Below are 20,130 nucleotides of genomic sequence, written 5' to 3'. Positions count from 1 at the left end.
CATAGCTGAAACTTGCAGAGCCGGGGTGCGGCTCCTAAGATGGCAACATCGAAAAGTAGTTTTGTCTTTTAACTAAATTCTTGGCGATCACCACCGAGACCCGCGCATGAGCACAGATTTCCGCCCCGCCACCGGCCTCTTGGCCTCGCTCGACCTGCTGCAGGTGAGCCAGGCCGGCCCGGTGCTGCACATCCGCCTCAACCGCCCGGCCAAGCGCAACGCCATTTCCGACACGCTGATTCAGCAACTCCACACCGCCGTCGTCAACCTGCCCGACGACGTGCGTGTGGCCATCGTCAGCGGCGAGGGCGACCACTTCTGCGCTGGCCTCGACCTGTCGGAGCTGGTGGAACGCGATGTGGGTGAGGGCGTGCTGCACTCGCGCATGTGGCACGCCGCCTTCGACCAAGTGCAGTTCGGGCGGGTGCCGGTGGTCGCGGTGTTGCACGGCGCGGTGGTCGGCGGTGGGCTGGAGCTGGCCTCGTCCACCCACATCCGCGTGGCCGAAGCCTCGGCCTACTTCGGCCTGCCCGAAGGCCAGCGAGGCCTCTTCGTCGGCGGCGGTGGCTCGGCGCGCATCCCGCGCCTGATGGGCGTGGCGCGCATGGCCGACATGATGTTGACCGGCCGTGTCTACGACGCGCAGGAGGGCTTGGCGGCCGGCCTCGTGCAGTACGTGGTGCCGCAGGGTGAAGGCTTTGCGAAGGCCTACGAACTCGCCAAGCGCATCGCGCAGAACGCGCCGCTGTCGAACTACGCCGTGACGCACGCGCTGCCGCGCATCGCCGACCAGTCGCAGTCGGAAGGTTTGTTCACCGAGTCGCTGATGGCGGCGGTGGCCGAGTCGACGCCCGATGCGAAGGAGCGCCTGCGCGCGTTCCTGGAAAAACGTGCCGGGAAGGTGGTGAAGTCGTGAGCGCGAAGTATCGGCACGCATGCGTTGGCGGGGCGATCAGCGCCACGCTGGAGACGCGCGCCGATGGCGTGAAAGTGCTGCGCTCGACCGAAGCGCTGCAGCCGTACCCGGTCCGCATCACCGACCGGCTGGAACAATTCGCGGCCGAGGTGCCCGAGCGCACCTTCGTCGCCAAGCGGGTGAAGGGTGGCGACTGGCGCCGCATCAGCTACGCCGAGATGCTGGCCCGTGCGAAGGCCATCGGCCAGGCGCTCGTCGACCGCCAGCTCTCGGTCGACCGCCCGGTGGTCATCCTCTCCGACAACGACCTCGAGCACCTCACGCTCGTGATGGGTGCGCTGTGGGTGGGCGTGCCGCACGCCACCATCTCGTCGGCCTACTCGGTGGTGGCGCAGGACTACGGCAAGCTGCAGTACATCCTCGACAAGCTCAACCCCGGCCTCGTGTTCGCGAGCCACGGCGCGGCGTATGCGCGTGCCATCCAGGCCTGCGTGCCGGCCGGTTGCGAGGTGGTGCTGTGCGACGGCGAGATCCCGGAGCGCAAGACCACGCGCTTCGACGTGCTGCTCGACACCGCGCCCGGCGCCGGTGCCGCCGATGCGCACGCGAAGGTCGACGCCGACACCATCGCCAAGTTCATGTTCACCTCGGGCTCGACCAAGCACCCCAAGGGCGTGGTCGTGACCCAGCGCATGTGGTGCAGCAATCAGCAGATGCTGCGCCAGAGCATGGCCTTCCTGGCCGAAGAGCCGCCCGTGCTCGTCGACTGGCTGCCCTGGAACCACACCTTCGGCGGCAACCACAACATCGGCCTCACGCTCTACAACGGCGGCACGATGTACATCGACGACGGCAAGCCCACGCCCAAGGGCATCGCCGAGACGCTGCGCAACCTGCGCGAGATCCAGCCCACGGTCTACTTCAACGTGCCCAAGGGCTTCGACGAGATCGCGTCGGCGATGAACACCGACGCGGCCTTGCGCGAATCGCTCTTCAAGCGCGTGGCCGCCTTCATGTGTGGCGGCGCCGGCATCTCGCAGGCGACGTGGAACCTGCTCGATGCGCACGCCGAAGCGACGGTGGGCGAGCGCATCCGCGTCATCGGCGGCCTGGGCATGACCGAGACCGCGCCCTCGTGCACCTTCGTGCTCGGCACCGACGCGCGCGCCGGCTTCATCGGCCTGCCCTGTCCGGGCGTGGACGTGAAACTGGTGCCGCTGGGCGACAAGACCGAAGTGCGCTTTCGCGGCCCCAACGTCATGCCCGGCTACTGGCGCGACGACGAGAACACCGCCAAGGCGTTCGACGACGAAGGCTTCTACTGCACCGGCGACGCGGTGCGCTGGGTCGACGAACGCGACCACAACAAGGGCCTGATGTTCGACGGCCGGATCGCCGAGGACTTCAAGCTCTCCACCGCCACCTTCGTGAGCGTGGGCCCGCTGAAGGCCGCGGTCGTGTCGCACGGCGCGCCGCTGGTGCAAGACGTGGTCATCACCGGCCTCAACCGCGACGAGGTGGGCGCGCTCGTCTTCCCGCGCATGGAAGAGTGCCGCCACCTCGCCGACTTGCCCGAGGCGGCTTCGGTGGAAGAGGTGCTCACGCACCCGACAGTGGTCGGCTTCTTCCAGGCGCTCGCCAACAAACTCTGGGTGCAAGGCACCGGCAGCGCCAACCGCATCGCACGCCTGCACGTGCTGCGCGAGCCGCCCTCCATCGACAAGGGCGAGATCACCGACAAGGGCTCGATCAACCAGCGCAACGTGCTGACGCACCGCGCGGCGGTGGTCGATGCGCTGTACGACGGAACGGTGGCGGGGCTCGTCCTGCCGCGGACATGAAACAGGCCCTTCGACAGGCTCAGGGCGAACGGAGCACGCCACCGTTCGGGCTGAGCCTGTCGAAGCCAGCGCAAGAACAGGAGTAAAGACATGGCAAGCAAAGGCTTCTTCGGCGGCTTCGACGACATCTGGATGATCGACGGCGTGCGCACGCCGATGGTCGACTACTGCGGCGATCTCGGCGCGGTGAGCGCCACCGACCTCGGCATCAAGGTCGCGCGTGAAGTGCTCGCAAAGACTGGCGTGCCCGCCGCCGACATCGGCTCGGTGATCGCCGGCAACATGGCGCCGAGCGACTTCTTCCAGTTCATGTACCCGCGCCTCGTGGGCCTCTACGCCGGCGTGCCGGTGGAAGTGCCCGCGATCATGGTGCAGCGCATCTGCGGCACCGGCTTCGAGCTCTTCCGCCAGGCCGGCGAGCAGATCAGCAACGGCTACTGCGATGCCGCGCTCGTGGTCGGCGCCGAGTCGATGACGCGCAACCCGATCGCCGCCTTCACCCACCGCACCGGCTTCAAGCTCGGTGCGCCGGTCGAGTTCAAGGACTTCATGTGGGAAGCGCTGATCGACCCCGCGCCGAACATCACCATGATCCAGACGGCCGAGAACCTGGCCAAGAAGTACGGCATCACACGCGCCGAAGTCGATGCCTATGCGGCACGCTCGTTCGCGCGCGCCGTGGCGGCGCAGGAAGAAGGTTTCTTCGCCGGTGAGATCGTGCCGGTCACGCCCGAGACCTTCAAGCTCGACGGCTACGCCGACCGCCACATCGAGCTGCCGCGCAGGGTGACGAGCCTCGACCGCGACACCCACGTGCGCCCCTCGCCGGTGGAAGTGCTGGCCAAGCTGCGCACCGTCTACCCGAACGGCGTGCAGACCGGCGGCAACAGCTCGGCGCTGGTCGATGCGGGCGCGGCGGCCGTCGTCGCCAGCGGCTCATACGTGAAGGCCAACCAGCACAAGCCGCTCGCACGCGTGCTCGCCGCCGCCGCCGTCGGCGTGCCGCCCGAGATCATGGGCATCGGCCCGGCCCCGGCCATCCGCCTGCTGCTGGAGCGCACCGGCTTGAAGCTCGACGACATTGGCCGCTTCGAGATCAACGAAGCGCAAGGCGCGCAGACCCTGGCGGTGGCCAAGGAGCTCGGCCTCGACCAGGACCGGCTCAACGTCCACGGCGGCGCCATCGCGCTCGGCCACCCACTCGCCGCGACCGGCGTGCGCCTGACCATCACCGTGGCCCGCGCGCTGCGCAAGAGCGGCCAGCGCTACGGCATCTCGTCGGCCTGCGTGGGTGGCGGGCAGGGCATTGCGCTCTTGCTTGAAAACCCTGACGCCGCTTGATCGGCCCATACGTTCAACTCACACACCCATCATGAAGATCCAAGGACAAGCAGCCCTCGTCACCGGCGGAGCCTCGGGCCTCGGCGCGGCCACCGCGCGTGAACTCGCCCGCCGCGGCGCCAAGGTCGCCATCCTCGACCTCAACGTCGCCATGGGCGAGAAACTTGCGGCCGAGATCGGCGGCATCGCGCTCAAGTGCGACATCACCGACACCTACTCGGTGACGGCCGCGCTCGACGCCGCCGAGAAGGCCCACGGCCCTGCGCGCATCGTGATGAACATCGCCGGCATCGGCACCGCCAAGCGTGTGGTGCAGAAAGACGGCTCGCCTGCGCCGCTCGAAGACTTCGAGCGCGTGATCCGCGTGAACCTGATCGGCACCTACAACGTGATCCGCCTGGCCGCGGCGCGCATCGTGGCGCTCGACCCGCTGGAAGACGGCGAGCGGGGCGTGTTCGTCAACACCGCCTCGGCCGCGGCCTTCGATGGCCAAGTGGGGCAAGAGGCGTACTCCGCCTCGAAGGGCGGCCTCGCCGCGATGACGCTGCCGCTCGCCCGAGACCTCGCGCAGTTCGGCGTGCGCGCTTGCACCATCGCCCCGGGCTTGTTCCTCACGCCGCTGCTGGCCGAGCTGCCTCAAGCCGTGCAGGAGTCGCTCGCGGCGAGCATCCCCTTCCCCAAGCGCCTGGGCAAGCCCGAGGAGTTTGGCCACCTCGCGGCCAGCATCGTCGAGAACCTCTCGCTCAACGGCGAAGTGATCCGCCTCGACGGCGCCCTGCGCATGGCGGCCCGCTGACCTGACCGAAGACCCATGCCCCGCACCACCACCTACGGCGTGACCGTGCAGTTCGGCGATTGCGATCCCGGGGGCATCGTCTTCTTCCCGAATTTCGGGCGCTGGATGGACGCGGCCTCGCTCACGTTTTTCTCGCAGTGCGGCGTGAAACCCTGGCGTGTGCTGGAAAACGAGCGGGGCATCGTGGGAACGCCGCTGCTCGAACTCCACACCAAGTTCCACAAGACCGCGACCTACGGCGACAGCCTCACCGTGCACACGCACGTGGACGAATGGCGCCGCGTGGCCTTCACCCAGGTGCACCGCGTGTTGCGTGGCGACGAGCTGATCTGCGAAGGCCGCGAGGTGCGGGCCTTCGTGACGCGAGACGCGCACGACCGCGAGCGCCTGCGTGCGATCCCCGTTCCCGAAGACATCCAAGCCCTTTGCAGTTGACCACCCGCAGTTGAGCCCACGACCCTTCTTTCATCACTGGAGACAAGACACATGAAAGCCTTCCGACCCCTCGCGCTAGCCCTGGCAACCTTGTTTGCCGCAGGTGCCGCCCAGGCCGACATCACCGTCGGCGTGGTGCTCCCGCTCACCGGCCCGGCCAACGGCCTGGGCATCCCGGTCAACAACTACATCAAGCTGTGGCCGACCAGCATTGCCGGCGAGAAGCTCAAGGTCATCGTGCTCGACGATGCCAGCGACCCCAGCAAGGGCGTGCAAAACGCCAAGAAGCTCGTCACCGAAGACAAGGTCGACGTGCTGGTCGGTTCGGCGGTGACGCCGGTGGCCATCGCGATGGCCGGTGTGGCCGCCGAAGCGCAGACCGTGCAGCTGATGATGTCGCCGGCCAACCTGCCCGCGGGCAAGGACTACTGGTCGTACCGCCTGCCGCAGAGCAACGCCGTGATGGCCCATGCGCTCATCGAGCACATGAAGAAGAAGGGCATCAAGCAGATCGGCTTCCTGGGCTACACCGACGCGTATGGCGAAGGCTGGCTCAACGACTTCAAGGCCGAGTCGGCCAAGCTGGGCGGCCCGCAGATCGTGGCGGTGGAGCGCTTCGCGCGCCCCGACACCAGCGTGACCGCACAGGCGCTGAAGCTCGTGTCGGCCAACCCGCCCGCCATCCTCGTGGTGGCCTCGGGCTCGGGTGCCGCCATGCCGCACAAGGGCCTGATCGAACGTGGCTACAAGGGCACGATCTACCAGACCCACGCCGCAGCCTCGCGCGACCTGATGCGCATCGGCGGCAAGGACGTCGAAGGCTCCTTCGTGGTCTCGGGCCCGGCCGTCGCGCCCGAGCAGCTGCCCGACTCGCACCCGTCCAAGAAGCTCGCGCTCGACTTCGTGCAGAAGTACGAGAAGGCCTATGGCGCCGGCAGCCGCAACCAGTTCGGCGCGCACGGCTATGACGCTGCGCTGGTGCTCGAGAAGGTGGTGCCGGTCGCGCTCAAGGCCGGCAAGCCGGGCACGCAAGCCTTCCGCACCGCGCTGCGCGATGCGATCGAGAACATGGGCCGCACCGTGCTGTCGCAAGGGGTGGTGACGTACTCGAAGGACAACCACTGGGGGTTCACGACGGAAACCGGCGTGATCTTGAAGGTGGTCAAGGGCGAGTGGGACGTCGAGAACTGAGCGCTCGCTGAACCACGGGGCGGCGGCCGTCGGCACCGCTGCCCGCTTCATCCTGTCCCGCACCCCGCCGCACTCCGTTCGGGCTGAGCTTGTCGAAGCCAGCGCCGTGCACACCTGGCCCTTCGACAGGCTCAGGGCGAACGGAGACGGCGGCGGAGTGTGTGTTCATCCCCTGATTCCATGGACTTCTCAATTGCCAGCATCCTCACGCTAGACGGCGTCACCAACGGCGCCATCTACGCGCTGCTGGCCCTGGCCACCGTGCTGGTGTTTGCCATCACGCGCGTCATCTTCATTGCGCAGGGTGAGTTCGTCGCCTATGGCGCGATCACGCTGGCGATGCTGCAGAACGGCAACCCCGTCGGCAGCTTCTGGGAGCGGCATGGCGACCTGCCGGGCACGGTGTGGCTGCTGCTGGTGGTCGCGCTGATCGCGGTGGTGGTCGACTCGGTGCGCGGCAGCCGCCGCGGCCTCGGGGCCGACCAGTTGCTGAAGGACGCGGCCAAGACGCTCGCACTGCCGGTGCTGGTGTTCGCCGTGGCCTGGTTCGCCGGCCCGCGCGGCTGGCCGCTGTGGGCGCAAAGCCTCTTCACGCTCGCCGTCGTCACGCCGCTCGGCCCGCTGGTGTACCGCCTGGCCTATGAGCCGGTGGCCGATGCAAGCGTGCTGGTGCTGCTCATCGTCTCGGTCGGCGTGCACTTCGCACTCACCGGCCTGGGTCTCGTGTTCTTTGGTGCCGAGGGCTTCCGCAACCCGAGCTTCTGGGACGAGCGCTTCCAGATCGGCGCGATGACCGTGTCGGGCCAGGCCATCATCATCTTCGTTGCCTCGATCGCGCTGATGGCGGCGCTCTTCGTCTTCTTCGAGCTGACGCTGCGCGGCAAGGCCTTGCGCGCCACGGCGGTGAATCGACTCGGTGCGCGGCTGATGGGCATCTCGACCTCGGGTGCCGGCAAGCTGACCTTCGGCCTCGCCGCCTTCATGGGCGCGCTCTCGGGCCTGCTCATCGGGCCGACGACCACGGTCTTCTACGACTCCGGCTTCCTCATTGGCCTCAAGGGCTTCGTGGCGGCGATCTTCGGTGGGCTGGCCAGCTACCCGGCCGCGGTGCTGGGCGCGCTCTTCGTCGGCGTGCTGGAGAGCTTTGGTTCCTTCTGGGCCAGTGCCTTCAAGGAGGTGATTGTCTTCACCGTGATCATTCCGGTTCTCTTGTGGCGCTCGTTCCTCCACGGCCACGACGACGAAGAGTGACGGAGCACAACAACATGAACATCCGTCGCATCTCTCTCATCGTCTTCCTCGTGCTGCTGGTGGCGTTCCCGCTGCTGCCGCTGCCCGACTTCTGGATCACGCAGGCCAACTACATCGGCATGTACGCGCTGGTCGCGCTCGGCCTGGTGCTGCTCACCGGCGTGGCCGGGCTCACCTCGTTCGGCCAGGCGGCCTTCGTCGGCATGGGGGCCTACACCACCGCCTACCTCACCACCGCGCACGGCCTGTCGCCGTGGGTCACGGTGTGGATCGCGCTGGTCATCACCGCCGTGGCTGCGCTGGTGCTCGCGTGGATCACGCTGCGCATGTCGGGCCACTACCTGCCGCTGGCCACCATCGCGTGGGGCCTGAGCCTGTACTACACGCTCGGCAACATCGATGCGCTCGGCAAGTACGACGGCCTGCTCGGCCTGCCGGCGATCAACTTCTTCGGCACCGAGTTGCGCTCGGGGCGCAGCTTCTACTACCTGCTGTGGGTGATCGTGGTGCTGGCTTCGTTCGCCACGCTGCACCTGCTCGACTCGCGCGTGGGCCGTGCGCTGCGCGCGGTGAAGGGCGGCGTGACGATGGCCGAGGCGATGGGCGTGAACACCTTCCGCACCAAGGTCATGGCCTTCGTGATCGCCGCGATCTTCGCGGCCATCTCGGGCTGGCTCTTCGCGCACTTCCAGCGCACGGTGAACCCGTCGCCCTTCGGCCTCGGCAAGGGCATCGAGTACCTCTTCATGGCGGTGCTCGGCGGCGTGGGCCATGTGTGGGGCGCCATCGTCGGCGCCGGCATCGTGAAGATCCTCGAAGAGCAGCTGCAGACCTGGCTGCCGCGCCTGATGGGCAGCAGCGGCAACTACGAGGTGATCGTGTTCGGCATCGTGCTGGTGCTGGTGCTGCACTACGCCCGCGACGGCGTGTGGGCCTTCATCGAAGGCTGGTTGCCGCCGGTGCGCCGCAAGGTCGACTGGCATGGCGCGGCGCCGCTGGCCGAGCAGTCGAAGCCGCCGCAGGGCGAGCTGGTGCTCGACGTGCAGGCGGTGCGCAAGCAGTTCGGCGGGCTGGTGGCGGTCAACGACGTGAGCTTCCAGGTGAAGGCGGGCGAGATCGTGGGCTTGATCGGGCCGAACGGGGCGGGCAAGTCGACCACCTTCAACCTCGTGACCGGTGTGCTGCCGGCGACCAGCGGGGCGGTTAGTTTTCGCGGCCAGCGGATCGACGGCATGGCCTCGCGTGACATCGCGAAGCGGGGTTTGTCGCGCACCTTCCAGCACGTGAAGATGATCCCCACGATGACGGTGCTCGAGAACGTGGCGCTCGGGGCGCACCTGCGCGGCTCGCGCGGGGTGGCGGCGGCGATGTTGCGGCTCGATCGGGCCGAGGAGCGCTCGCTGCTGCGCGAGGCGGAGCGGCAGCTGAAGCGCATCGGGATGGAGCAGTACCTGCATGAGCAGGCGGGGAATCTGGCGATGGGGCCGCAGCGGTTGATGGAGATTGCGCGGGCGCTGTGTGCCGACCCGGCGTTGCTGTTGCTCGATGAGCCTGCGGCGGGGTTGCGGCACAAGGAGAAGCAGGCGCTGGTGGAGGTGCTGCGGCAGCTGCGGTCTGAAGGGTTGTCGATTCTTCTCGTCGAGCACGACATGGATCTGGTGATGCAGGTGACCGATCGGATCGTGGTGATGGAGTTTGGGACGAAGCTCATGGAGGGCACGCCTTCTGAGGTGCAGGCGTCGCCGGCGGTGCGGGCGGCTTATCTTGGGACGGAGCACTGAGGTCGTGGCTTGTTGTGCACTGCGTGGTGCGCTGCCGGGATTTCGCCCCGGCGGGCGACCTTCTTTTCTTTGCTTGCCCAAAGAAAAGAAGGCAAAAGAAAGGGCCCCCCGTTCGCTCGGTCGGCCTAGGGCCGACTGCTCTGCGCTGCTCGGACTTGGGGTGTCGGGCAGAACTCGCTACGCGGCCGTTGGCCGCTGCGCTCAAACAGCCGCCCGAAGTCAGATGACGAAGCGTGCTTCGCACGCCACCCCAAGCCCTGCGCTGCTCGACGGCTCTCAAGGGCCCCGGGATACCCTCGCCAGCTTCGCTGGCCTCGTACTCTCGGCTCGCTTCGCCTCGTGCTGGATCACCCCTTTCACCGTTCGGGCTGAGCCTGTCGAAGCCAGCGCATGGCACCAGCCCTTCGACAAGCTCAGGGCGAACGGAAAAAAGGAGGCGATGCGAAGCGAGCCGAGTCGCACCGCTTCCCGTGGGTGGCGTCGAGGAGCGCAGGGCTTGAGGGGCGCGCGCGTCAGCGCGCATCAACCACTGACTTCGCGCCGCCTGTCTGAACGTAGCGCCCTGCGGGCGCGAAGTGAGTTCGGCGCGGCCCCTCAAGACCGAGCACCGCAGAGCAGTCCGGCCTCTGGCCGGACCGCCACCGTCGGGTCGCCTTTCTTTGCCTACTTTCTTTGGCGAAGCAAAGAAAGTAGGTCGGCCGCCGGGCCGAGACCCGGCAAGCGGCCCACGCAGTGAAACAGGGACACCCCATGACAAACCCCCTGCTGAAAGTCAGCAACCTCCAAGCAAGCTACGGCCAAGCCGAAGTCCTCCACGGCCTGACCCTGGAAGCCCACAAAGGCACCGTCGTCACCGTGATCGGCCCCAACGGCGCCGGCAAGAGCACCCTGCTCAACGCCCTGATGGGCGTGATGCCGTCGAAAGGCGAGATCCACTACGACGGCAAGCCCATCGAAAAGCGCAGCCTCGAAGAGCGCGTGATGCAAGGCATCGCCCTCGTCCCCGAAACGCGCGCGCTCTTCTCGACCATGCCGGTCGAAGACAACCTCCTGCTCGGCGCCTACCGCCACGTGCGCCAGGGCCCATCGGCCGCGCGCGACACGATGGAAGAAGTCTTCACCCGCTTCCCGCGCCTGAAGGAGCGCCGCAAGCAACTCGCCGGCACGCTTTCGGGCGGCGAGCGGCAGATGCTCGCCGTCGGCCGCGCGCTGATGAGCAAGCCGCAGCTGCTGATGCTCGACGAGCCATCGCTCGGCCTCGCCCCGCTCATCGTGAAGGAAGTCTTCCGCACCATCGCCGACCTGCGCGCCACCGGCGTGACCATCCTGCTGGTCGAGCAGAACGCCCGCGCCGCGCTCGAGGTGGCCGACCACGGCTACGTGCTCGAGATGGGCGAGATCGCCCTCAGCGGCCCGGCCGCCGAGCTGGCGAAGGACCCGCGCGTGATCGACACGTACCTCGGTGCCGCCCGCAAGAAGGCCGAGGCGTAGGCGGCGCGCACCATGTGGCAGTACCAACCCCCGCTGCGTGACATCCGCTTCGTCACCGAAGAGCTGCTGAACCTGCCCGCGCAGTGGGCGCAGATCCCGGCCTTCGCCGAGGTCGATGCCGACACCGCGCGCCAGGTGATTGAAGAAGCGGGCAAGTTCGCGTCCGAAGTTCTCGCGCCGCTCAACGCGGTGGGCGATGTCGAAGGCTGCACGCTGAAAGACGGCGTCGTCACCACGCCCACAGGTTTTCGCGAGGCCTACCAGGCCTTCGTGCAAGCCGGCTGGCCCGCGCTCGCGTGTGAACCTGAGGTCGGCGGCCAAGGCCTGCCGCAATCGCTCAACGCGGTGCTGCACGAGATGCTCAACTCGGCCAACCACGCCTGGAACATGTACCCGGGCCTGCTGCACGGCGCCTACGAGAGCCTGCTCGCGCACGCCACGCCCGAGTTGCGCGCGCAATACCTGCCCAAGGTCGTGAGCGGCGAGTGGCTCTCCACCATGTGCCTCACCGAAGCGCACGCCGGCTCCGACCTCGGCCTGCTCAAGACCCGCGCCGAGCCGCAGCCCGATGGCAGCTACCGCGTGAGCGGCACCAAGATCTTCATCTCGGGCGGCGAGCACGACCTCACCGACAACATCGTGCACATGGTGCTGGCCCGCATCGCGGGGGCGCCGGCCGGAACGAAGGGCCTGTCGCTCTTCCTCGTGCCCAAGGTGATGCCCGACGGCACGCGCAACACCCTGCGCTGCGACGGGCTCGAAAAGAAGATGGGCATCAAGGGCAGCGCCACCTGCGTGATGAGCTTCGAGGGCGCGACCGGCTGGCTGGTGGGCGAGGCGCACCGCGGCCTCGCGGCGATGTTCGTGATGATGAACGCGGCGCGCCTGCACGTCGGGCTGCAGGGCGTGGGCCACGCCGAGAGTGCGTACCAGAACGCGCTGGCCTATGCGCTGGAGCGGGTGCAGATGCGCGCGCCGGTGCGCGATGCCACGCGAAAGAGCGCCGAAGCCGACCCGATCGCGCTGCACCCGGCCGTGCGCCACAACCTGCTGCGCCAGCGCGCGCTGCTCGAAGGCGGCCGCCTGCTCGCCTACGAAACCGCCCACCTGCTCGACATCGCCGAGCGCCACCCCGACGAGGCCGTGCGCCACGTGGCGCACGACGAGGTCTCGCTGCTCACGCCGATCTGCAAGGCCTTCCTCACCGACAACGGCTTCGCCGCCGCGCAGGCCGCGCAGCAGGTCTACGGCGGCCACGGCTACATCCACGACTACGGCATCGAGCAGTGCGTGCGCGACAGCCGCATCTCGCGCATCTACGAAGGCACCAACGAGATCCAGGCGATCGACCTGCTGGTGCGCAAGGTGATCACCGATGGCGGCGTGAAGCTCGCCGGCCTCATCGCACGCCTGCAGCGCGAGCTGCCAGCCACCGAGCTGGCCACGCGCGTGCAACCCTGGTTCGCCGACTGGCAGCAGGCCACGCAGCAACTCTTGCAGCAGGCGAAAGTCGACGCCGAGCTGCCCTACCGCGTGGCCGACGACTACCTGCGCCTGGCCGGCCTCATGCTGCTGGCGCAGGGCTGGGTGCGCGCCGAGGCGGTGGCCGCTCCCCACGCCACGCCCTTCCACGCCGCCAAGCGCGAGACGGCGCACTACTACCTCGACTACCTGCTGCCCGAAGCCGGGCTCTGCCTCGCGCGCATCCGCGCAGGGCAAAATCTGCTGCCTCAGCTCTCTGCCCCCTCCGCATGAACGCCCCCGAGCTTGCCGCCGACGAGACCCTGGAACCGCGCGCCCGCTCAGGCCCGCTCGACCAGGCGCGCCTCACGCACCTGATGGGCTACGCGGCCACGCGCGCGTCGGTGGCGCTCAAGAAGGTGTTCGCCAAGCACCTGGGGCCCTTGCAGCTGAAGGCGGTGGAGTTCTCCATCCTCGTGCTGGTGGCGTCGAACGAGAACGTGAACCAGAAGCAGCTCGGCCAGGCGCTCGACGTCTCGCCGCCCAACCTGGCCGTCACGCTCGACCGCATGGTGGAGCGCGGCTGGGTCGAGCGGGTGCGCAGCACCGAAGACCGCCGCTCGCAGATCGTGGTGCTCACCAAGGCCGGCCAGCAGCTGGTGCAGCGCGCCGAGAAGATCGCCGCGACGATGGAAAACGAAGCCCTCTCCGTGCTCTCGCCGGCCGAGCGGCTGCTGCTGCTGGAGCTGCTGCTCAAGGTCTCGCAGCCGCGCCCGCGCCGCGGCTGACCCGACACAAAAATATTTCACCCCGCGTCACCCCGTTCGGGCGGCCCGGCCGTGGAAGGAAAGGTGTCCCACCTTTTCTTCCACTGACATGGCCACTGCCGCACTGACCTCTACGCCGCTCACCCGCCGGTCCTGCCTCTCTGCCCTCGTGGGCGCCTGCGCCGCGCCCGGCGCACTGGCCCTCGCGCCGCCCGTGCGCCCCTTCGAGCCCTCGGTGCTGCGCATGCGGCTGCAAGACAACGCCGCCGAGCCGGTGCGGGTGATGAGCGCCAGCGTGCACGCCGAGGTGGTGGGCCATGCGGCGCAGATGCGCGTGGAGCTGGTCTTCTTCAACCCGAACGGGCGCGTGCTCGAAGGCGAGCTGCAGTTCCCGCTCGGCGACGGCCAGTGGGTGAGTGGCTTCGAGCTCGACATCGGCGGCGAGCTGCGCCCCGCGGTGGTGGTCGACAAGGCCCGGGGCCAGCAGGTGTTCGAAGACGTGATCCGCGCGCGGGTCGACCCCGCGCTGCTGGAGGCCACCGACGGCACGCACCACAAGCTGCGCGTCTACCCGCTGCCCACGCAGGGCACGCGCCGCGTGGTGCTGCACATCGCGCAGACGCTCGACAGCGTGGGCCGGCTCGACCTGCCGCTGCATTTCGGCGACCGCCTCTCGCGGCTCGACCTGCGGGTGCGGGTGGCGGGCGTGGCCGTGGACCAGCTCGCCGTGTCGATGCAGGGCCTGCCCGAGCCGGCCATCGAGCGGCGGCCGATGAAGCAGGGCTGGGCCGAGCTGTCGCTCTCGGCCGAGCAGCCGCAGCGTGCGCCGTCGTTCATCGTCACCCTGCCGCGCCGCCAAGCGCCGGTGGTGATGACGCAGCGCCACGCCGGCCGCGAGCACTTCTACGCCGAGCTGCCGGTGGACGACGCCGCGCTGGCGCCGGCTCCGCGCGCCAAGCCACGCCGCATCGCGCTGCTGTGGGACGCGTCGGGCTCGGCCGCGCGCCGCGGCCGTGCGGCCGAGCTGGCCCTGCTCGACGACTACTTCCGCGCGCTCGGCCAGGTGGAGGTGGTGCTGCACGTCGGGCGCGACGTGGTCGAGCCCGCGCAGCGTTTCAGCGTGCGCGGCGGCCACTGGCCTGCGCTGCGGCAGGTGCTGGAGGCGCTGCCGTATGACGGCGCGAGCAACCTGCCCGCGCTGATCAAGACCGAGGGCTGCGATCTCGCCCTGCTGTTCTCCGACGGCCTCTCCAACTGGGGCCCGAAGACGGCGCTGCCGGCCAGCGCGGTGCCGCTCTATGCGCTGTGCTTCCGCACCGAGCCCGGCCACCACGCCGCACGGCTGCGCCAGCTCGCCGAGCCGAGCGGCGGCGAATACCTCGACCTCACGCGCCGCGCCGATGCGCTGCAGGCCCTGCAGACGCGCAAGCCGCGGCTCCTGCGCGCCACGAGCCTGCAGGCGCGCGAGGTGGTGGTCGACGACCCGTTTGCGCACGACGGCTACGTCCGCCTCGCCGGCCAGCTCACGCAGCGCGACGCCGAGCTGACGCTCGAGTTCGAGCGCGCCGACGGCCGCGTCGAGCGCCGCCGCATGAGCGTGTCGGCCGGCGACGGCACGTCGACGCAGGTCGCCCAGCGCTGGGCCGCGCTGCGCATCGCCGAACTCGAAGGCGCGGTGGCCGACACCCGCGCCGAGGTGCGTCGCCTCGGCCGCGCCTATGGCCTCGTCTCGCGCGAGACCTCGCTCATCGTGCTGGAAGCGCTCGACGACTACGTGCGCTTCGAGATCGAGCCGCCGCCGTCGCTGCGCGAGGCTTACGAGCGTGCGATGGCGCAGGTGCAGCAGCGCCAGCGGCTGGCGCAGTCGCAGCACCTCGACCAGGTGGCGGCCCGTTTCGCCGAGCAGGTGGCGTGGTGGGAGCGTGACTTCCCGAAAGACGGCGCCGGCGTGCGTGCGCTGCAGAAGCGCGAGCAGGAACAGCGCCAACGCGCCGGGGCCGTGCAGGAGATGGACCTCGCGCGCCGCGATGAACGCCCCCGCATGGCGCCCGCCGCTCCCGCGCCGAGCCTGGCCGAGAGCCGCGAGGCCGCCCCCGCCGAGGGCGCGGCGCGCAAGGCCAAGGCCGGTGCGCCAGGGCAGGGCGCACCCGCCGCGGTGATCCGCCTGCAGCCCTGGCAGCCCGATGTGCCCTATGCGCGCCGCCTGCGCGCGGCCACGCCGGAGGCGGTCTACCGCGTCTACCTCGATGAACGGGCGCAGCACGCCAACAGCACCGCCTTCTTCCTCGACGCAGCCGATGTGCTCTTCGCCAAGAAGCTGCCGGCGTTGGCCATGCGCGTGCTCTCGAACCTGGCCGAGATGGACCTGGAGAACCGCCACATCCTGCGCGTGCTCGGCTACCGCCTCTTGCAGGCGCAGGCCCCGGCGCTCGCGGTGCCGGTGCTGCGCGAGGTGCAGCGCCTGAGCCCGCACGAGCCGCAGTCCTTCCGCGACCTGGGCCTCGCGCAGGCCGAAGCCGGGCAGTGGCAGGAGGCGGTCGACCAGCTCTGGCAGGTGGTCTCGCGCCCGTGGGATGGCCGCTTCCCCGACATCGATCTCACGGCGCTCAACGAGATGAACATGGTGATCGCCCGCGCCGAGCGCCTGGGGCGGCCGGTGAAGACGCAGGCCTTCGACAAACGCCTGCTGCGCAACCTGCCGCTCGACCTGCGCATCGTGCTCGGCTGGGACGCCGACAACACCGACATCGACCTCTGGGTCACCGACCCCGATGGCGAACAGACCTACTACGGCAAACGCCTCAGCTACCAGGGGGCGCGGGTCTCGCGCGACGTGACCGGTGGCTACGGGCCGGAAGAGTTTGCGCTCAAGGTCGCCAAGCCCGGCCCGTACCTGGTGCAGGCGCGCTTCTACGGCCACCGCCAGCAGGTGGTGTCGCCCGCGACCACGCTGATGCTCGTGCTCAGCACCGGCTTCGGCCGCGCCGACCAGAAAGACGAGCGGGTGACGCTGCGCCTGTCGGGCCCGGCCGACATGGTGACGGTGGGCCGCTTCGAGGTGGGCCACGGGGGGTGAGACGCGTGTTTGTCTGACACGGCGCGGCGCCCCCCGCCGCTACCATCCGCGCATTCCTACAGAAGCGCACAGAGGGTGCCCCCATGCCAGCGATGAAGCGGTTTCCCACGGCGGTGCCGGGTTTCGACGAGATCCTGCACGGCGGCCTGTTCGAAGGTGGGGTCTACATCCTCGAAGGGCCGCCGGGGGCCGGCAAGACGACGCTCGCCAACCAGATCGCCTTCGCCCATGCCGGGCGCGGCGGCAAGGCGCTCTACGTCACCATGCTGGCCGAATCGCACTCGCGCATGCTGCAGCACATGCGGGGCCAGAGCTTCTGCAAGCCCGAGCTCGTCAACGCCTCGGTGCTCTACCTCAGCGGCTACCGCGAACTCGAAGAGCATGGCCTGAAGGCGGTGGTGCAGCTGCTGCGCGGCGAGCTGGCGCGCCACCAGGCGGAGCTGCTGATCGTCGATGGGCTCGTCGTCGAGACCTCGCCCGAGCGGCCCGACGAAGGCGTGCGCCAGTTCGTGCACGAGCTGCAGAGCCTCGCCTCGGCGATGGGCTGCACCTGCCTGCTGCTCACCAGTGGCCACGGCCGCTCGATCGACGCCGAGCAGACGATGGTCGACGGCATCATCTCGTTCGAGGACTACACCTTCCAGTGGCGCAGCGAGCGGCGCATCCAGGTGCGCAAGTTCCGCGGCAGCGCGGTCGAGCGTGGCAAGCACACCTTCTGCATCACCGACCACGGCCTGCGCTTCTTCCCGCGGCTGGAGGGCATGCCGTCGACCGAGCGTGACGACACGCGTGGTGTGGCCACCGTGTGCCTGGGCGTGCCCGATGTCGATGCCGCCCTGCTTGGCGGCGGGCTGGCGCGCGGCAGCAGCACGCTGCTCGTGGGGCGCAGCGGCTCGGGCAAGACGGTGCTCGGCCTGTCGTTCCTGCTCGCCGCGCCTGGCGAGCCCGCGCTGATGCTCGCCGGCACCGAGACCGTGCCCGAGCTCGTGCGGGCGGGCGCCCCCTGCGGCCTGCCGGTGGCCGAGGCCGTCAAGCGCGGCACGCTCGGCATCCATGTGCAGGGCTCCGAAGACGAAGCGCTCGACGAGATCGGCCACAAGCTGCTGCGGCTCGTCGACGAGCGCGGCGTGCAGCGCGTGGTGGTCGACGGGCTGGCCGTGCTGGGCGACACGGTGGCCTTCCCGGAGCGTGGCTACCGCTTCGTCGGCCGCCTGCTGCGCGAGCTGAAGGTGCGTGGCGTGACCTCGGTGTTCACGCTCGACCCGGCCGCGATGGCCGCCGCGACCGGCAGCAGAGACCCCAACGGCGACGGTCTCGCGGCCTGGTTCGACAATGTTTTCCACCTCACCCGCCACGACGACACGCCGGACCGCCGGCGGCTCACCGTCGGCAAGCTGCGTGCGGCGCATGCCGAGCGCAGCAGCTTCGACCTGAGGCTCGATGTGTCGGGCTTGACGGTCGTGTGAGGTCCACGAGGTTGCGCAACATGAAATTGGTCCTGCTGGCCGAAGACGAGTACGGAAGCGCGGAGATCCTGAGCCTGCTGCTCGAGGCCGAAGGCTTTCGTGTGGCCTGCGCGGCCAACGGCAAGGCGGCGCTCGAGTTGCTCGCGGGCGAGAAGCCCGCGGTCATCCTCACCGATTTCATGATGCCCCACGTGACCGGCGGCGAGCTCGGCCAGGCCGTGCGCGCCAACCCGCTGCTGGAAGACATCCCCATCGTCGTGATGAGCGGCACCCACGAGAAGGTGGTGCGCGAGTCCTTCACCGACTACGACGCCTTCGTCGAGAAGCCCTACGCGGCCGACAGCCTGCTGCAGCTCGTGGCCCACTTCTCGGTGCATGGCCGCGTGCAGCAGGCCGCGGGCGGCGCGGGTGTGGCGGCGCCGAAGCTCGACGCGTCGCTGCAGCGCTTTCTGCGCGGCCTCAAGGTCTAGCCTCGACCGGCCCGAGATGTGCCGGGTCGACCGCCGGCACGGTGATGGGCGGCGGGTCGGGCGGCAGCCAGCCAGTGTCGAGCGCCGACACGCGCGCGCGGGCAAACGCCTTCGCCTCGGCCAGGTAGTCCCAGCGTTCGACCAGGCACAGCCCGAGCGGCAGCACGCCGCCCCAGCGGATGATGTTCACCGAATTCGGAATGCCCTCGCGCACCCGGCGCGACACCGCCGTGCCCGCCTGCACCGCCCACATGCGGCGCTTGAGCCGCTCGGTCGGGCTGAAGAGCGGCAGCACGTAGGGCAGGTGGATGTGGCCGCCCAGCACCAGGTCGGCGCCGGCCTCGGCCCAGCGCTGCAGCGCCTCGCGCAGCGGGCCGCGCAGGCGGTCGTGCGCGTCTTGCGCCCGCTCCACCGCGATCGGCTGGTGCATCGCCACGATGCGCAGCTGCCCCGGCTTCGCCTGCCGCAGGCACTCCACCACGTGGTCGATCTGCTCGGGCGAGAGCACGCCGTTCTTGTGCCGGCTGGGGCGTGTGGTGTTGAGCGCGATCACCCGCAGGCGGCTCGAGTCGTGCAGGCCAGCCACCGCCGGGAACTCGCGCAGGTAGTTGGCATAGGGCCAGAAGAGCCGGGCCGCCAGGTTGAAGAGCGGGATGTCGTGGTTGCCGGGGATCACAAGCGTGCGTGGTGTGTTGAGCCGGTCGACGAACTCGCGCGCCGCGCGGAACTGCGAGCGCCGCGCGCGCTGCGTGATGTCGCCCGAGAGCAGCACCAGCTCCGGGCGGTGCGTGTCGGTGAGGCGCAGCAGCGCGTCTACCACCTCCGGCTGCTCGGTGCCGAAGTGCGGGTCAGAGATGTGCAGCAGCATGTTCGACGGTGTCGACCGCACCCGGGCGCACGGCCGGCTTGAGCAGGTACAGCGGCCGTGGCGACACGCGGAATTCGAGGGGCGCACGCATCAGGCTCACCTCACCGTCGGTCGCCACCTTCACGCGCCGCGAGCCGTAGGGCAGCCAGGGCTGCACCGTCATGTGCTGGAACTGGAAGTGCTCCACCTCCTGCACCTCGGCCAGCTCGCCCCTCGCGCTGCGCCACATCAGGCGCACCAGGCCCCAGGTGCTGGTGGGCTTCAACATCACCGCGGCCACGCGGCCCTGGTCGATGGCGCGCGCTTCGGGCAGGCCCACCTGCTCCAGCTGCAGCCGGTTGTTGCCGACGAAGAGCGTGGCGCTGCGCACGTCGCGCACCGCGCCGCCGCGCTCGATGCGCAGGCGCAGCTGGCGGTGCTCGCGCAGCAGTGTGGCGCCGGCGGCGAAGAGCGCCACCACGCGGCTGCGGCCGAAGCGCTGCTTGTAGGCCTCGCGGTCTTCCAGCAGGTCGGGGTAGAGGCCGAGGCTCGCGTTGACGAGAAACACCCGGTTGTTGATGAGCCCCACCTGCACCGGATGCGCCTGCGCCCCGAGCATCGCCTCGATGGCGGCGGCGGTGTCTTGCGGGATGCCGTGCGTGCGGCTGAAGTAGTTGAAGGTGCCCTGCGGCAGCACGCCCATCGGGCAGCCGGCGTCGTGTGCGGCCTGGGCCACGGCGTTGATGGTGCCGTCGCCCCCGGCGGCGACCACCACGCCGCCTTGCGCGGTGGCCTGCGCGGCCAGGCGCTGCGCGGTGCGCGGAATGTCCTCGCCACGCTCCACCATCTCGATGCGGTAGCGCCGACCCGATTCGGCCAGCTTCTGGCCGATCAGTGCATAGGTGGCCTGGGCGTCATCGCGGCCCGAGGCCGCGTTGAGCAGGACGTGGAGCGGGCTGTCGTGGAAGGAGCTGTGGCGCATCCTCCTCCCTGCGGCAAT

At 69.4% G+C, this 20,130-nt stretch carries 16 protein-coding genes; 14 read left to right on the top strand and 2 right to left on the bottom strand.

The genetic code is table 11. From position 1 onward, the window contains the following. The first annotated feature begins 106 nt into the window (after window positions 1-106). The 14 genes from KF892_13825 (at window position 107) to KF892_13760 (ending at window position 18,283) form a co-directional block, all read left to right on the top strand. A complete protein-coding gene (locus KF892_13825; GenBank protein MBX3626088.1) occupies window positions 107-916 on the top strand; it encodes a crotonase/enoyl-CoA hydratase family protein in 810 nt (269 codons plus the stop codon). After that, window positions 913-2,757: a feruloyl-CoA synthase gene (locus KF892_13820; GenBank protein ID MBX3626087.1), complete on the top strand. Its 1,845-nt coding sequence runs from the start codon at window positions 913-915 to the stop codon at window positions 2,755-2,757. The genes KF892_13825 and KF892_13820 overlap by 4 nt, the downstream gene beginning before the upstream one ends. 90 nt (window positions 2,758-2,847) lie before the next feature. Further along, window positions 2,848-4,098 carry a thiolase family protein gene (locus tag KF892_13815; GenBank protein ID MBX3626086.1) on the top strand — a complete coding sequence of 417 codons (1,251 nt, stop codon included), beginning with the start codon at window positions 2,848-2,850 and terminating at the stop codon, window positions 4,096-4,098. Window positions 4,099-4,129: 31 nt separating this feature from the next. Beyond that, window positions 4,130-4,894, top strand: coding sequence for an SDR family NAD(P)-dependent oxidoreductase (locus tag KF892_13810; protein ID MBX3626085.1), 765 nt, complete (start codon window positions 4,130-4,132; stop codon window positions 4,892-4,894). 15 nt (window positions 4,895-4,909) lie between these two features. Then, window positions 4,910-5,329 carry an acyl-CoA thioesterase gene (locus KF892_13805; protein ID MBX3626084.1) on the top strand — a complete coding sequence of 140 codons (420 nt, stop codon included), beginning with the start codon at window positions 4,910-4,912 and terminating at the stop codon, window positions 5,327-5,329. A gap of 51 nt (window positions 5,330-5,380) precedes the next feature. Beyond that, complete coding sequence (locus tag KF892_13800; GenBank protein MBX3626083.1) at window positions 5,381-6,520, top strand: ABC transporter substrate-binding protein; 1,140 nt, start codon at window positions 5,381-5,383, stop codon at window positions 6,518-6,520. A gap of 180 nt (window positions 6,521-6,700) precedes the next feature. Further along, window positions 6,701-7,771 carry a branched-chain amino acid ABC transporter permease gene (locus tag KF892_13795; protein ID MBX3626082.1) on the top strand — a complete coding sequence of 357 codons (1,071 nt, stop codon included), beginning with the start codon at window positions 6,701-6,703 and terminating at the stop codon, window positions 7,769-7,771. 14 nt (window positions 7,772-7,785) lie between these two features. Next, complete coding sequence (locus KF892_13790; protein MBX3626081.1) at window positions 7,786-9,552, top strand: branched-chain amino acid ABC transporter ATP-binding protein/permease; 1,767 nt, start codon at window positions 7,786-7,788, stop codon at window positions 9,550-9,552. A gap of 750 nt (window positions 9,553-10,302) precedes the next feature. Then, a complete protein-coding gene (locus KF892_13785) occupies window positions 10,303-11,043 on the top strand; it encodes an ABC transporter ATP-binding protein (protein ID MBX3626080.1) in 741 nt (246 codons plus the stop codon). Between the two features lie 12 nt (window positions 11,044-11,055). Then, entirely contained in the window at window positions 11,056-12,798 is a 1,743-nt protein-coding gene (locus tag KF892_13780; protein MBX3626079.1) for an acyl-CoA dehydrogenase family protein, read from the top strand. Beyond that, a complete protein-coding gene (locus tag KF892_13775) occupies window positions 12,795-13,292 on the top strand; it encodes a MarR family transcriptional regulator (GenBank protein MBX3626078.1) in 498 nt (165 codons plus the stop codon). Before KF892_13780 ends, KF892_13775 begins: the two co-directional genes overlap by 4 nt. A gap of 88 nt (window positions 13,293-13,380) precedes the next feature. Then, entirely contained in the window at window positions 13,381-16,347 is a 2,967-nt protein-coding gene (locus KF892_13770) for a DUF2135 domain-containing protein (GenBank protein ID MBX3626077.1), read from the top strand. 83 nt (window positions 16,348-16,430) lie between these two features. Further along, entirely contained in the window at window positions 16,431-17,813 is a 1,383-nt protein-coding gene (locus KF892_13765; GenBank protein ID MBX3626076.1) for an AAA family ATPase, read from the top strand. Window positions 17,814-17,833: 20 nt separating this feature from the next. After that, entirely contained in the window at window positions 17,834-18,283 is a 450-nt protein-coding gene (locus KF892_13760) for a response regulator (GenBank protein ID MBX3626075.1), read from the top strand. Here the strand turns inward: KF892_13760 and KF892_13755 are convergent. Continuing rightward, window positions 18,273-19,151, bottom strand: a complete 879-nt coding sequence (locus tag KF892_13755) for a metallophosphoesterase (GenBank protein ID MBX3626074.1) — start codon at window positions 19,149-19,151, stop codon at window positions 18,273-18,275. The two genes, KF892_13760 and KF892_13755, sit on opposite strands and share 11 nt — an antisense overlap. Beyond that, window positions 19,132-20,112, bottom strand: a complete 981-nt coding sequence (locus KF892_13750; GenBank protein ID MBX3626073.1) for an NAD(+)/NADH kinase — start codon at window positions 20,110-20,112, stop codon at window positions 19,132-19,134. The genes KF892_13755 and KF892_13750 overlap by 20 nt, the downstream gene beginning before the upstream one ends. Between the last annotated feature and the right edge of the window lie 18 nt (window positions 20,113-20,130).

This window comes from Rhizobacter sp. (genome assembly GCA_019635355.1).
Classification (GTDB): Bacteria; Pseudomonadota; Gammaproteobacteria; order Burkholderiales; family Burkholderiaceae_C; genus Rhizobacter.
Note: the sequence above shows the minus strand (reverse complement) of the source record. Positions and strands in the feature narration are given on the sequence as shown.